Consider the following 13,647-nt stretch of genomic DNA (forward strand, 5'->3'; position numbering starts at 1 on the left):
ACGCGTGCGCTCGAACGGGAAAGATAGGGCTTCTCGCGAAGCCCTGTCACGCCCTTGCAGGCGCGACAGGACAAGGCTCAGCCGATACGGGTCAGCCCGCCCATATAGGGCTGAAGGGCTGCCGGAATCTCGATGGTACCCTCTGCCGTCTGGCCGTTTTCCATGACTGCAATCAGCGTGCGACCGACAGCCAGGCCAGACCCATTGAGCGTATGCACGAAGGCGGGACCGTTCTCGGTGCGATAGCGCGCATTCATGCGGCGGGCCTGAAAATCACGCGTGTTGGAGCAGGAGGAAATCTCGCGCCACGCCTTCTGCCCCGGCAGCCAGCCCTCGAGATCGAAAGTCCTAGCAGCACCGAACCCGGTATCGCCCGCGCAGAGCAGCATGCGACGATAGGGAATATTCAGACGCTCGAGAATGCTCTCGGCGCAGCGTGTCATGCGCTCATGCTCGTCAGCGCTCGCCTCTGGCGTCGTGACAGAGACAAGCTCGACCTTGCTGAACTGATGCTGGCGCAGCATGCCGCGCACATCACGCCCCGCGGAACCCGCCTCGGAACGGAAGCAGCTGGAGAGCGCCGTCATGCGCAGCGGCAGCATTTTGGCGTCAAGTATTTCACCCGCCACACTGGCGGTCAGCGGCACCTCGGCCGTGGGGATCAGCCAGCGGCCATCGGTCGTCTGGAATGAATCCTCGGCAAATTTGGGCAGCTTGTCGGTGCCATACATCGCGGCATCATTGACGAGCAGCGGCACGATGGTCTCGCTATAGCCGAATTCCTGCGTGTGGGTATCGAGCATGAACTGGCCCAGTGCCCGCTCGAGACGGGCAAGCGCCCCGCGCAGCACGGTGAAACGCGCGCCCGAGAGCTTGGCAGCGGTCGGGAAATCCATCAGGCCGAGCTGTTCACCGAGTTCGAAATGCTGCTTCGGCTCGAAATCGAAAACCGGCACCTCGCCCCATTGATGAACGACCTGATTGGACTCTTCATCGCGGCCTTCAGGCACGGTCTCGTCAAGACGATTGGGCAGGCTGGCAAGCACGCCGCTGATATCGTTTTCAATCTGCGCGGCGCTGGCCTCAAGGGCAGCGATATGGTCGCGCAGCTCGACGGCTTTCTGCTCAAGCGCGGTCGTGTCCTGACCAGTCTTCTTGCCCTGGCCGATTTCCCTGGCCAGCACCTTGCGCTGTGCCTGCTGTTCCTGCAGGGCCTGAAGGGCTGCACGACGCTCTTCATCACGACGGACCAGATCACCGGCAACGGGCGACAGGCCACGACGGGCCAGAGCGGCATCAAAACCGGCCGGATCGGCGCGAAGGGCGCGCAAGTCATGCATCGTAGTCGTTTCCCGTTATTGCCTAGTCGATCGCGACAGCGCGCGGCTCGACAAGTCGTGCCGTAAAGATCGAGATTTCATACAGAAAGATCAGCGGCACGGCGAGACCTACCTGGGTAATCACATCGGGGGGCGCCAGTATGGCAGCGATAACCGTGGCCCCCACAATGGCATAGCGCCTGAATTTCTTGAGCCCTGCCGAGGTGACAATTCCGACACGCGCAAGAAGCGTCAGCACCACAGGCAGCTCGAAAGCCGCGCCGAAAGCCAGGATCAGCTTCATGACCAGCGAGAGGTAGTCGGACACCTTGGCCTGCAACTCGATATGCATGCCATGAGATCCCACCGGCGCTGTCTGGAACGACAGGAAAAAGCGCCAGGCGATGGGGAAGATGAAGTAATAGGCCATCGTTGCCCCAAGCAGGAACATGGCCGGCGTGGCGATCAGAAAAGGGGCGAAGGCACGCTTCTCGTTCCTGTAGAGGCCCGGCGCGATGAAGATCCAGGCCTGCATGGCGACGATCGGGAAAGACAAGAAGATCGCGCCGAAAACGGCGACACGCACATAGGTAAAAAATGCCTCTGACAGGGCCGTATAGATCAGATGCGGCTGCTCACCCTGCTGCCGCATGATCTTGGCCAGTGGATCGGCCAGGAAGAGATAGATCTGCTCGGAGAAATGATAGCAGACCAGAAAGGCAACAATGAACGCCGCCAGTGACCAGATGAGGCGCTTGCGCAACTCGACCAGATGTTCGAGCAGCGGCATCGCCTTGTCGTCGATGGAGTTTTCGTTCGTCATGGCGCGGTCGGGCAGTCTGGCTGGGTTGGGGTCGCAGGCGACAATATGGGCGTTTCCGCTGGCGTGGCGGAGAGCGGGGCAGCCTCTGGGGGCGGATCGAGCGCAACGCGACGCCCATTATGAATGACACGCAGGGGCGGTATGACCGCAGGGGCGTGCCAGAGCGTCTTTTCGTGATTCAGGCGTCGCGCCGTCAGAGGCGGCAGGATTGCGGGGGCCGATGCTTCTTCCTGCCGGGCCGGAACAGTCTCGGTATTGCTGACGCCCGGCCCGCTGACCGGAATAACGGCAGGCGCTGTTGACGCAACCGATGCCGAGGCGGGCGCAGACAGCGATGGCGGTGGCCTGAAATCGAGGCTCTTGCTGATGGTCTGGTCTGAATCGATGGTGCGGGCGATGCGATCGCGAAAATCGAAACGTTTGAGATCACGCAAATGATCGCGTGCCTCACCGAGATCGGCCTCACGCACCATTTCGTCCACATGGCCCTGAAACTCGGAAGCCATGCGGCGCACGGCCTTCAGCCCCCGGCTGACAGCGCGTATGGCGGTCGGCATGTCCTTGGGGCCGATGAAAACCAGCGCCACAATGACGATCAGCGCAATTTCCGACCAGCTAAAATCGAACATCTTCCCCACTCATACCAAAAGCCCGATCAACGAGGCGCCTACTGAATGCCCTGCTGGGTCACGACACGCCCCGTCTGCCCCGCTGCGTCAGGATCGAGCAGCAACTCGTCACGACGTGGAAGGGCGCCGAGATCGCTCAGGCCGAAACTGCTGAGAAAATGCGCCGAGGTTCCCCAGAGAATAGGCCTTCCCGGAACTTCCTTGCGCCCTTTCGGCATGATCAGTCCATCCTCGATCAGCGTGTCGAGCACGGTCTGACTCAACGAAACACCGCGTATGCCTTCGATATCGGCACGTGTGCAGGGCTGATGATAGGCGATGATCGCGAGCGTTTCCATGGCGGAACGGCTCAGGCGCCGGGGTTTCTCGATGATGCGCGTCAAAGCGGGGGCGATTTCGGGCCGGGTGCGGAACTGCCAGCCCTTGGCGATCGCTATGAGCTCGACCGCGTGATCCTCGTAACGGGCCATGATTGTCGCGAGAACAGGCCCGAGAACGGTTTCTTCAGCACCTTGCGTGACAAGAAACTGCCTGAGCGCGTTCTCCGATACGGGTTCTGCACTGGCAAAGATCAGCCCCTCCACCAACCGGGACAGGGTCATCAGCGCATCCATTACGTTTCGTCCTTTTCGGAAACCTGCCCGGCGGATGCTTTTTCGAAAACATCGTCCTTCTGCGGCGCCCTGAGCATGATCTCGGCGAAAATACCTTCCTGCTTCAGCTCGACCGCGCCGCTCTTGGCCATTTCCAGCCCTGCCACAAGCGCGCTGGCCAGAGCGGCAGCGCGCGCACGTGGCGCTGTGCTTTCCTGGGCAGGCAGCAAGGCGGTCAGTTTCTGCCAGCCAGCCACTTCGCTCGCATTGAGCAGACGCTGCAGCGCCGATACCGCCTCGGTCACGGTCCAGTAGCGCGGGCGTGGCGGCGCATAGAAACGTTTGCGCCCCCTCCGACGCGTCATGGCGAGATAGGCTGTGATGAGCCCGATCATGTCGACACGCAGGCCGGAACGGTCGATCTGGGTCATGCTCTCGCCGCACCCACGGGCAAAGACATGCTCGCCAAGGCGGGGACGGTTATCCAGCCACCGGGAAAGACCGCGTATGGCCTCAAGCTCGAGCAACCTGCCCTGAAGCAGTTCGGCCGCTTCTTCGGCTTCGCCATCGGGTTCGTTTTCAGCAGGCAGCAGGAGGCGCGATTTGAGCCAGGTCAGCCATGCCGCCATGACAAGCCAGTCTGCTGCCAGTTCGAGCCGGATCTGGCGCGCGCCTTCAACGAAGGCGAGATATTGTTCGACCAGCTGCAGGATCGAGATCTGGGCCAGATCGACTTTCTGGGCGCGCGCAAGATCGAGCAGCAGATCGAGCGGCCCCTCGAAACCCGTCAGGGACAGGTGGGGCGCGGTTTCCGGTTCCGCGCCCGTCGGAAAGACGAGACCCCCCTCACCCATTGCGATCAGAAGACCGCCGGTGTGCAGGCAATGGAGCGGGCATGCAGACGCACGCAGAAAGCACGGGCCGCCTGTGCTGAGTCGAACCCGCCAACGCGCAGTCTATAGAAGACATGACCATTGATCGTCTTCTGCTCGATGACCGGCTCATGGCTCGACAGCAGATCGCTCGCTTGCTTCGAAAGCCTGGACCAGGTCGCCTTCGCGTCGGCATCGCTGCCCAGAGCCGCCAGCTGCACCATGTGACCGGCGCTGTCCGCCTTGGCCGCAGGCGCCACCGGAGCCGTCTCGGGGGCAGGTCGGGCTGCTTCCTTCTGCGCCGGGGGTGCGGCCTTGGCAGCAGGCTCGGCCTGACTTGATTCCGTCTTGCGAGCGGGCGGTGAAGCAGGTGCCTCTTTCGGCTCAGGTGCGGCGGCGGAAGGCGCTTCGGGGGCGGCAGAAGGCCCGGCATTGTCTGACGCGCCAGCGCTCTCTTTTGGTGCCGTGCCGGATGCCGCGCCTGTCGAAGCCGCCTCACCGGAAGTAGAGGATGACGCTGCCGGTGCCTCGGGGGCTGTGCGGGCAGCAAGCGCCTCGGGGCGCGGCTGTTCGGGCTCGGGCGCCAGATGCGCTTCACCCTGCCCAGTCACATCGAGATCGGTGCCATCGCCCATGATCTGCATCCCGCCCGGATCGGCGGGGCGATCACGCACGGGGCCAGGGGGCGGCCCGATGACGGGAATACCGCCGGAATGACCGCCGAGTAGAGACCAGCCCCCCACGCCCACGACCAGAAGCGCGCCAAGCCCTGCTGCGCCATAGACCAGACGACGTGTCATCACGTCAGAGCCGAGCAATGCGCCCAGACCGCCACCCGTCGCAGCACGACGGCGAAAGACGGGCTCTTCGTCATAATCGGCGCTCAGGCGCTCGCGCGGTGACGAGGCGCGGGAATTGTCGCGCGCCGATGAGGACTCAGCGCTGTAAGACGGGGGCCGCGTATCGGTAAAACGCGGGTCATTGGCGCGTCGGTCATTGCCGCCGGGTTGACGGGGGCGCTCATCGCCCCCCTGCCGGTCGTCGCGCCAGTCTGGCGTGTCGTCGTTCATCGCATCTCCTCAACCGGCTCGACACCGAGAATGGCCAGGCCACAGCGCAGCACGCTGGCAACCGATGCCACGAGCGCGAGCTTGGCCAGACTCGCCGCCTTGTCCTGCTCATGCAGGAAGCGCAGCGTCGTATCCTCACGCCCCTTGTTCCACAAGGCATGGAAATCCGCTGCCAGTTCACCACAGTAATAGGCGATGCGGTGCGGTTCGCGCGTCTGGGCTGCGCCTTCGACCACGCGGGGGAAAGTCGACAGACGGCGCAGCACGGCAAGCTCGACATCGGAGTCGAGGCGTGACAGCTCGGCACCGGCCAGGGACGCATCGCTCGTGACCTCGGCGCCAAACATGGTCTCGGCACTCCGCATGACCGAGCGGCACCGCGCATGGGCGTACTGCACGTAGAACACGGGGTTGTCGCGCGTCTGGGCTACGACCGCATCGAGATCGAAATCCATCTGCGCATCGGCCTTGCGGGTCAGCATGGTGAAACGCACAGCGTCACGTCCGACTTCGTCAAGCAGGTCGCGCAGCGTGACGAACGTGCCCGCGCGCTTGGACATACGCACAGGCTCGCCGCCCTTCATGATACGCACGATCTGGCACATCACGACTTCGAAACCCGTCTTGCCATCGGTCAGGGCACTGACGGCCGCACGCATACGAGAGACATAGCCGCCATGATCGGCGCCAAGAACGTCGATCAGCTCGTCGGCGTTGCGGGCCTTCTGGGCGTGATAGCCGATATCATTGGCAAAATAGGTGTTGCTGCCATCGGATTTGCGCAGCGCACGGTCGACGTCATCGCCGAACTGCGTGGAGCGGAACAGGGTCTGGGGGCGTGGCTCCCAGTCTTCCGGGGTCTTGCCCTTGGGGGGCTCGAGTACGCCTTCATAAAGCAGGCCCTTGGCGTCGAGGGCGTTGATGGCCTCATCGACCTGACCGCTGGCCAGCGTCTCGGCCTCGGACGAGAAAACCTCGTGATGGATACCCAGAAGGCCGAGATCGGTGCGGATCTCTTCCATCATGACCTTGAGCGTGGCTTCACGCACGATCTCGAACCAGACAGACGGATCGGCGGGCTGACCTGCTGCATCGGCAAGGCCCTTGCGATGCGCGGCGGCCAGGGACTCACCGATGGGGATCAGGTAATCGCCCTGATATTGCAGACCTGTCGGCGTAAGCGCCGAGAAGGCCTCGACATCGATCCGGGTGCCGATGGCCTGCAGATAGCGCCAATAGGCCGCCCAGGTGAGCGCGATGACCTGCGCTCCGGCGTCATTAATGTAATACTCCTTGGTGACGATGTGCCCGGTCTTGGCCAGTAGATTGGCCAGCGCGTCACCCACCACGGCGCCACGGCAATGACCGACATGCATCGGGCCGGTCGGGTTGGCCGAAACATATTCCACATTCACGCGGCGATTGGCGCCAAGGCGCGATTCACCAAAGCGCGGCCCGGCCTCGATGACAGAGCGCGCAACGGATTGCAGCACGTCCGGGCTGAGCGTCAGATTGACAAAGCCTGGCCCCGCCGCTTCTGCCTTGGCGACACCGGGCAGCGCCGAGAGCAGCGGCACCAGATCAGCCGCGATATCGGCCGGGCGGCGACGGGCGAATTTCGAGGCCAGAAGCGCAGCATTGGTGGCCATGTCACCATGGGAGGCGTCACGCGCCGGGGTGAGTTCGACACGTGCGGCAATCTCGTCCGGCAGATCTGCCACGACAGATCGCAGCGCCTCTCGCACCTGCCCCTGGTAACGGGCGAAAAGGCAATCTGTGGTGGGCGCTTGTGTATCGGACATGAGGGCCTTGCGTTCCTGACGTGGTTCTTGCTGCCTGTATCAACCCAGCATGGAGAGTTCCGTCAACCGTCGATGTTCATCCATCGCAAAACGATCGGTCATTCCTGCTATGTAATCCGCCACCACGCGACGCCGGCCAGCCTCGTCTGCGGTCTTTGCCTTCTCCCGCCAGCCATCGGGCAGCAGGCTCGGATCTTCGGACAATATTTCGAAAACCTCGGTCGTCGCCAAGCGCGCCTTGCGCGTCATGCGGTTCACCTTCCAGTGACGATACATGCGCGCATAGAGAAACTTGCGGATCTTCTTGTTCTCACGCGCGATCGTCTCGCTGAAAGCCACGACAGGCATCGGCGCATTGCGGATGTCGTCAGCCGATTCCGGTTTCAGCGCTGTGATATTCGCCCGTGTCTGCTGCGTCAGATCGGTTGCGAGGACATTGATGACCTGACGGATCGTCTCATGCCTGATGCGGCGTTCGCGCTCATAGCGGTCATCTGTCCGGGCTCCTGCCATGGCGCGTTCGAGCGCGGGGCCGACAATGGGGAGGCCCGCAATATCCTCGAGCGCCAGCAACCCGGCGCGAAGCCCGTCATCAAGGTCATGACCGTGATAGGCGATATCATCGGCAAGAGCGGCCACCTGCGCTTCGGCCGAGGCATAGCTGGACAGGTTGAGATGATGGCGCTGGTCGTATTCGAACAGATAGGGGGTCGGGCGCTTGACCGGACCGTTATGCTTGGCGAGCCCTTCAAGCGTCTCCCATGTCAGATTCAGTCCGTCGAAAGCGTGGTAACGGCCTTCGAGATGGGTCACGAGACGCAGCGATTGGGTGTTATGATCGAACCCGCCCCAGTCTTTCATGCAGAGCTTCAGGGCATCTTCGCCCGCATGGCCAAAAGGCGTGTGACCGAGATCATGCGCAAGCGCGAGTGCCTCGGTGAGATCCTCATCGAGCTGCAACTGGCGGGCGATGGAGCGCGCAATCTGGGCGACCTCGAGAGAATGGGTCAGCCGCGTGCGAAAGAAATCGCCTTCGTGATTAATGAAGACCTGGGTCTTGTATTGCAGAGTACGAAACCCTGCCGAGTGGATCACACGATCGCGGTCCCGCTGCCAGGGCGAGCGCGTGGGAGCGTCTTCCTCGGCGTGTAGACGGCCTCGCGCGGTCTCGCGACGCACGGCATAAGGGGCGACATCCTGGCTGATCATCCGCTTTCTCCACATCACCCGCTTTGAGCGGGCGCACTGGCGCATTATATGGGAAAAAATGAGCCAGACCACGCCCCCCTCCGCAGCGCCCCTCGCGGGACGCTTCTCGGTTTCCGCCGGTGCCGCTGCCCGGATTTCGGAGATCATCTCGCAGCAGGCCGATCCGTCGGGACTTGCCCTGCGCGTGGCGGTTCTGGCCGGGGGCTGTAACGGCTTTCAGTATCAGTTCAAGCTCGACACCGAGCGGGCGGCAGATGATGTCGTAATCGAACAGGATGGCGCGACCGTTCTGGTCGATCCGGTCAGCCTCGATCTGCTCGAAGGGGCGCAGCTCGAATTTATCGACAAGCTGATGGGCGCGCATTTCGCAGTGACCAACCCCAATGCCGCCTCGTCATGCGGTTGCGGCACCAGCTTTTCGCTGGCGTGACCCGTCTGCCATGAGCTTCACTTTTGCCAGCTGGAACGTCAATTCCATCCGCCAGCGCGAACGCCATGTCCTTGACTGGCTCGATCGCGTCAAACCTGACCTGCTCTGCCTGCAGGAACTAAAATGCGAGACCGGGGTCTTTCCGGCAAGCTTCGCCGAGGCAGGATATCACCCGGTTGTGGTCGGGCAGAAAGCCTATAACGGCGTCGCCATGCTGACGCGCGAACCGGCTGAAGTGATCAATCTGAGTCTGCCGGGCTTTGAAAACGACGCCTCGCGCTATGTCGAGTTGCGCATGGCGGGCATGGTGATCGGCAATCTCTATCTGCCCAATGGCAATTCGGGCGGCGCAGCCGGGTTTGAGACAAAACTCAACTTCCTCGATGCCCTCGCCCATCGGGCAAAAGAACTGCTCGAGGCTGAAGAGGATTTTCTCTTCACCGGCGACTTCAATGTCTGCCCGACCGATGAGGATTACGCCCCCGGTGCGCTCAGCCCCGATGACGCATTGCTGCGGCCGGAGAGCCGGGCGGGCTGGCATCGTCTGCTCTGGCTTGGCCTGACCGACGCCTTGCGGGCGCTCCATCCGACCGGACGCCACTATACTTTTTACGACTATCAGAATGCGGCGTTCCAGCGGAATGCCGGACTGCGCATCGATCACGCGCTTCTATCGCCCCGCCTGGCCGAGCGCCTCGTTTCCGTCACGCCCGATCGTGACGAACGCGCCAGGGATCAACCCTCGGATCATATTCCCCTCATCGTCACCCTGTCCTGAACATGTCGCTCCCGTGATACCCCTGGAGGCGTGACGGGAGCGACTGCCCCAGCGGATGGCTGGGGATCTGGCGATGAAAGGCCTGCCGGTCAGCCCCTTGATGACGCGGCAGGAATGAGGAGAGCCGCAAAGGGCCGCCTGAAAAACGCGTTCAGGCAACACCCTCGTCAGAGCCGAAGAACTCATGATGGATGCGCGCCCTGTCGACACCCAACCGGCTCAGCCCCCCTATCAGATCACGCTGGAAGCTGCGCGGACCGCAGACAAACACATGCGTGTCAGGACTCATCCGGGCGAACACCCATTCAGCCGAGACCCGTCCCTCATGGGTCGACATGGCAAGATGGCGATCCTGCCCCAGCGTACCGAAGACGTCGATTCCCGGTGCTGATTCTGCGGTCGCCAGCTCTGCAAGAGCCGATCGGAACGGCATATGGTGCAGATCGTGATCGCCATGGACAAGATGGCGTTTGCCGCCTTCAGCACCGCCTTTACTGGCAAGGAGCATGCTCAGAAACGGCGTGATGCCGATCCCGGCACTGACCAGCATGGCAGGCGCCTTGCCGATTGCCGCCAGGGTAAAATCACCCGCAGGCGGTGTCGCATCGAGCACATCGCCCACTGCGAGCCTGTCATGAAACCAGCGTGACACCAGCCCCTGCGGGTCGCGCTTTACCGAGATACGATAGCCGCTTGCGTCCGGTGCGCTCGAAATACTGTAGCTGCGCCTTGTGTTGATCCCATCCCGTTCGAGGCGGAAGGTCAGAAACTGGCCCGGCTCATGACGCAGGACCGGTTTGCCATCGACGGGAGCAAGCCAGAACGATGTGACGCTGTCGCTTTCCTGAACGCGCTTCTCGACCCTAAAGGCCCGCCAGTCGCGCCAGCCACCCGGAAGGGCTGAGCGTTCATCATAGACGCTGGCCTCACGGGCAATGAGCACATCGGCAAGAAAGCGATAGGCATCGCCCCAGGCATGCATGATTTCCGGCGTTGCAGCCTCTCCAAGAACGGTCTTGATCGCGCCGAGCAGGGCAGCTCCGACGACCGGATATTGTTCCGGTTTGACCATTACGGCGACGTGGCGCTCGACGATGAGGCTGAGCGCCGCCTCGAGTTTCTCGGGATGCTCGATATGGCGCGCATAGGCCAGAACCGCAGCGGCGAGCGCATGGGGCTGACGCCCATTGGCCTGATCTGTCTGATTGAACATGGCCGCTATGGCCGGGTCGCGCATGAGAGAGGCGTACATGGTTCTGGTGATCGTGACGCCATGCGCCTCGAGGGCTGGGATCGTGGCTTTGACGATCGCCGAGGTGCCGGATTCGAGCGGTTTGACCATCATGCGACTCCTAAAAGATGTATATCACGCACATCTTTTAGGCCTGATGCATAAAAGATGCAAATCTGCTACATCTTTAGAAATGCGCCTGACCCTCCACACAGATTACGCCTTGCGCGTGCTGCTTTATCTCGGCCTCAACCAGGAAAGGCGCGTCTCGATTCACGAGATTGCCGAGCGCTACGGGATTTCGGAAAACCATCTGGTCAAGATCGTTCATCGCCTCGGACAGGGCGGTTTTGTCACCACGACGCGTGGCCGTGGCGGGGGGCTTGTGCTTGCCCGCTCCCCCGCCGAAATCGGGCTTGGCGATCTGGTGCGTTTTACCGAGGAGGATATGGCGCTGGTCGCCTGTTTCCAGACAGGTCAGAGCTGCCTGCTGACAGGTGCCTGTCGGCTTCAGACCCTTCTTGGAGACGCACTGGGCGCTTTCATGGCCGTTCTGGACGGACAGACACTCGCAGACCTGCTCAAGCCGCCGGACTGGTCAGCGCTTGCTGCACGTTTGCACCCCCCAGCCCCTGAGTAAGGCGCAGCGGGCCTCAGTGCCGACAGACAATCAGCCCTTTGCCTGATTCGCGTCTTTCATCAGGCGCCAGACAGACGCGCTTTGGTTCGGACAGCCTCCTGTTTCTGCTGCCGGTAAGAATTGACCAAGGAGCTCCTGGCGGATGGTCCGTTTCGCCGTTGGATCAATGCGGACTAGACGATGCCGTCGCGATCAGTTCGGCCATGACCGGCAATGACCTCGGTAATGATCGTCAGGGCCTCGCCAAGCTCGGCCTGACTTTCCGGCGCCCCGAAGCAGAGCCGCAACCCTGTATCGGCATCGCGTGAGACCAGGGCCGCGTCTGGTGGCGTCACCTCGACGCCAGCGCGTAGCAGACGCGTCGTTACCCGCTCGGCTTCGAGTGCCTGCATGGGCAGGAAGCCATGGGGCGAGTGGTCGGCGCCGGGCGGCGTCATCAGAGACCCCAGGGCCTGATGGGCCATCTTCCAACGCGAGGCAGCTTCTTTCTGGATGGCCTGCGCGATGTCGTCGATACGACCCTCTCTGACCCATTCCTCAAAGACCAGGGCCCCCAGCGCAGGTGGGCAATATCCGAAAGCGCGCACACCGCGTATCAGACGCTCGCGCGCCACGCCCGGCGGAAGAGCCAGAAAAGCAACGCGCAGGCCGGGGCAGATGCCCTTGGACAGGCTGACGAGATAGAGCGTCCGTTCCGGTGCGAGAGAGGCAAGCTGCGGCGGCTTGCGGGAATAGGCGTAATAGGCATCGTCTTCGAGAATGGTCAGGTCATGACTGCGCGCTATCGCCGCAATGGCCTCTCGACGCTGCACCGACATTGTGCGCGTGGTCGGATTGTGAAGCGTGGGGAGCGTGAACAACAGGCGACTTCCGGTTTCAGCAACCGCGCGGTCGAGCGCTTCTGGCAGAATGCCTTCCTCATCCATCGGCAAACCGTGCAGTTTCAACCCGAGATGTTCTGCCGCCATACGCGCGCCGTAAAACGTCGAGGACTCGCATAAGATCGTGTCACCCGGACCGCAGAAAGACGAGAAGGCCAGAGCAATGGCATGCTGCCCTCCGTTGCACTGGACAAGATTGGCCGCATCGACCTCAAGGCCGTAGGCATTTCTGATCCAGAGCGACGCAGCCTGCCTTACAGGCGCCAGCCCGGCCCCCTGGATATAATGCACTGCCGGATCGAGCGCACCACGTGCCATCAGGGCCATGAGGGCTTCATTCAGATCCTGCATGAGGGAAACAGGCGGCGGCGTATTGCAACGCAGATCGATCGCCCCTGCCCCCCTTGGCCCGGCATTTGTCAGGCGCGCCACGCCCCGCTCAGTGGTGGGAATATCGGGCACGGGCGACGCGTTCGTTTTTACGAATGACCCGCGGCCTACATGGGCAACCAGCAGCCCGCGCCGCTCGGCTTCGGTATAGGCGCGCGTGACGCTTCCCACGCTCACCCCCAGTCTGAACGCGAGTTCCCTGTGCGGCGGCAGACGCATGCCAGGGGCAAGCGTGCCGCTTCTGATATCGCCGGCAATGGACTGGACCAGCCGTTCATAGAGCGGCGCAGGGCCGGGCTTGAGCTCAGGAGTCCACATGAAGGTCACTCTCGGCAATATTGTCATGAGACATTAAAGTCATTGCTCTTTTTATCGCCTCAAGCAGAATAACACAATCGAATCGATTCGTCACTATTGTACCAATACAATCGAGGTGATCATGTTTTCTTCCGGCGCGGATTCCGCGCATTCCTCCCCATCCCCTGTGGAGCGGAGAAAGACGCGCCATGAGACGGGCGTCAGGCACATCATGCTTGCCCTGATCTTGGCCAGTTGGGCGGTATCGCCCTGCGCCCATGCTCAGGACCATAGCGAGAGACAAATAGTGCAAGCAGAAACAGCTGACGACCTGACGGCGCTGGATCTGGCAGGCTCTTCCGGGCGCATGTCGGATCGCTCACCTCTGGACAGCGAGGAAAGCCTCGACCAGCTTCGAGTGACGTATCGACCGGAGGCTCTGGCCGACAAGTCTTATATCCGCCTTCTGCTTCGCCGTCTCGATCGCGCTGCCCTGCACGTCTGTGGTGAGATGGATGGTCTTTCATTGCCGGTTCGTCTGGCTATCGAACGGTCTGATTGCCACCGGGAGAGTTTGCACCGCAGCGTAACGGCCATTCACAATCCGCTTTTGACACAACTCGCTGACGAGACCCTTCTTCAGCTTCCCACCACCCCCACGCCGCCCCAGGAGGAGCCCTGAT

At 62.1% G+C, this 13,647-nt stretch carries 14 protein-coding genes; 4 read left to right on the top strand and 10 right to left on the bottom strand.

The window, feature by feature from the left end:
- Positions 1 to 77 precede the first annotated feature (77 nt).
- From serS to IEV53_RS06305, 8 genes are read right to left on the bottom strand one after another with little or no spacing between them, the layout of a single operon-like run.
- Positions 78 to 1,340, bottom strand: a complete 1,263-nt coding sequence (gene serS, locus IEV53_RS06270; protein ID WP_188425950.1) for a serine--tRNA ligase — start codon at positions 1,338 to 1,340, stop codon at positions 78 to 80.
- Between the two features lie 22 nt (positions 1,341 to 1,362).
- Complete coding sequence (tatC, locus tag IEV53_RS06275; protein ID WP_188425951.1) at positions 1,363 to 2,142, bottom strand: twin-arginine translocase subunit TatC; 780 nt, start codon at positions 2,140 to 2,142, stop codon at positions 1,363 to 1,365.
- The gene (gene tatB / locus IEV53_RS06280; protein ID WP_188425952.1) at positions 2,139 to 2,771 is read right to left on the bottom strand and encodes a Sec-independent protein translocase protein TatB; all 633 of its coding nucleotides are present in this window, start codon (positions 2,769 to 2,771) and stop codon (positions 2,139 to 2,141) included. Before tatB ends, tatC begins: the two co-directional genes overlap by 4 nt.
- 38 nt (positions 2,772 to 2,809) lie before the next feature.
- Positions 2,810 to 3,385, bottom strand: a complete 576-nt coding sequence (scpB, locus tag IEV53_RS06285) for an SMC-Scp complex subunit ScpB (RefSeq protein WP_188425953.1) — start codon at positions 3,383 to 3,385, stop codon at positions 2,810 to 2,812.
- Entirely contained in the window at positions 3,385 to 4,218 is an 834-nt protein-coding gene (locus IEV53_RS06290; RefSeq protein WP_188425954.1) for a segregation and condensation protein A, read from the bottom strand. Before IEV53_RS06290 ends, scpB begins: the two co-directional genes overlap by 1 nt.
- A gap of 5 nt (positions 4,219 to 4,223) precedes the next feature.
- Complete coding sequence (locus IEV53_RS06295) at positions 4,224 to 5,306, bottom strand: SPOR domain-containing protein (RefSeq protein ID WP_188425955.1); 1,083 nt, start codon at positions 5,304 to 5,306, stop codon at positions 4,224 to 4,226.
- Positions 5,303 to 7,108, bottom strand: coding sequence for an arginine--tRNA ligase (argS, locus tag IEV53_RS06300; RefSeq protein ID WP_188425956.1), 1,806 nt, complete (start codon positions 7,106 to 7,108; stop codon positions 5,303 to 5,305). The genes IEV53_RS06295 and argS overlap by 4 nt, the downstream gene beginning before the upstream one ends.
- A gap of 39 nt (positions 7,109 to 7,147) precedes the next feature.
- Positions 7,148 to 8,317 carry a deoxyguanosinetriphosphate triphosphohydrolase gene (locus tag IEV53_RS06305; RefSeq protein WP_188425957.1) on the bottom strand — a complete coding sequence of 390 codons (1,170 nt, stop codon included), beginning with the start codon at positions 8,315 to 8,317 and terminating at the stop codon, positions 7,148 to 7,150.
- A 58-nt stretch (positions 8,318 to 8,375) separates the two neighbouring features.
- On the opposite strand from IEV53_RS06305, the gene erpA reads away from it, so the two are divergent.
- Both erpA and xth read left to right on the top strand, forming a co-directional pair.
- Positions 8,376 to 8,747 carry an iron-sulfur cluster insertion protein ErpA gene (gene erpA / locus IEV53_RS06310; protein WP_188425958.1) on the top strand — a complete coding sequence of 124 codons (372 nt, stop codon included), beginning with the start codon at positions 8,376 to 8,378 and terminating at the stop codon, positions 8,745 to 8,747.
- A gap of 10 nt (positions 8,748 to 8,757) precedes the next feature.
- Positions 8,758 to 9,525 (top strand): exodeoxyribonuclease III, encoded by a 768-nt coding sequence (xth, locus tag IEV53_RS06315; RefSeq protein ID WP_188426273.1) that lies wholly within the window; start codon positions 8,758 to 8,760, stop codon positions 9,523 to 9,525.
- A 151-nt stretch (positions 9,526 to 9,676) separates the two neighbouring features.
- Here xth and IEV53_RS06320 read toward each other — a convergent pair whose 3' ends face one another.
- A complete protein-coding gene (locus IEV53_RS06320) occupies positions 9,677 to 10,870 on the bottom strand; it encodes a globin domain-containing protein (protein ID WP_229719716.1) in 1,194 nt (397 codons plus the stop codon).
- Between the two features lie 79 nt (positions 10,871 to 10,949).
- On the opposite strand from IEV53_RS06320, the gene IEV53_RS06325 reads away from it, so the two are divergent.
- The gene (locus IEV53_RS06325) at positions 10,950 to 11,396 is read left to right on the top strand and encodes an RrF2 family transcriptional regulator (RefSeq protein ID WP_188425959.1); all 447 of its coding nucleotides are present in this window, start codon (positions 10,950 to 10,952) and stop codon (positions 11,394 to 11,396) included.
- A 173-nt stretch (positions 11,397 to 11,569) separates the two neighbouring features.
- On the opposite strand, the gene IEV53_RS06330 is transcribed toward IEV53_RS06325, so the two are convergent.
- Positions 11,570 to 12,985: an aminotransferase-like domain-containing protein gene (locus tag IEV53_RS06330; protein WP_229719717.1), complete on the bottom strand. Its 1,416-nt coding sequence runs from the start codon at positions 12,983 to 12,985 to the stop codon at positions 11,570 to 11,572.
- 211 nt (positions 12,986 to 13,196) lie between these two features.
- Between IEV53_RS06330 and IEV53_RS06335 the strand changes: the two genes are divergently transcribed.
- Complete coding sequence (locus IEV53_RS06335; protein WP_229719721.1) at positions 13,197 to 13,646, top strand: UrcA family protein; 450 nt, start codon at positions 13,197 to 13,199, stop codon at positions 13,644 to 13,646.
- Position 13,647: the final 1 nt, after the last annotated feature.

This window comes from Asaia siamensis (assembly GCF_014635085.1).
In the GTDB taxonomy this organism is placed as follows: Bacteria; Pseudomonadota; Alphaproteobacteria; order Acetobacterales; family Acetobacteraceae; genus Asaia; species Asaia siamensis.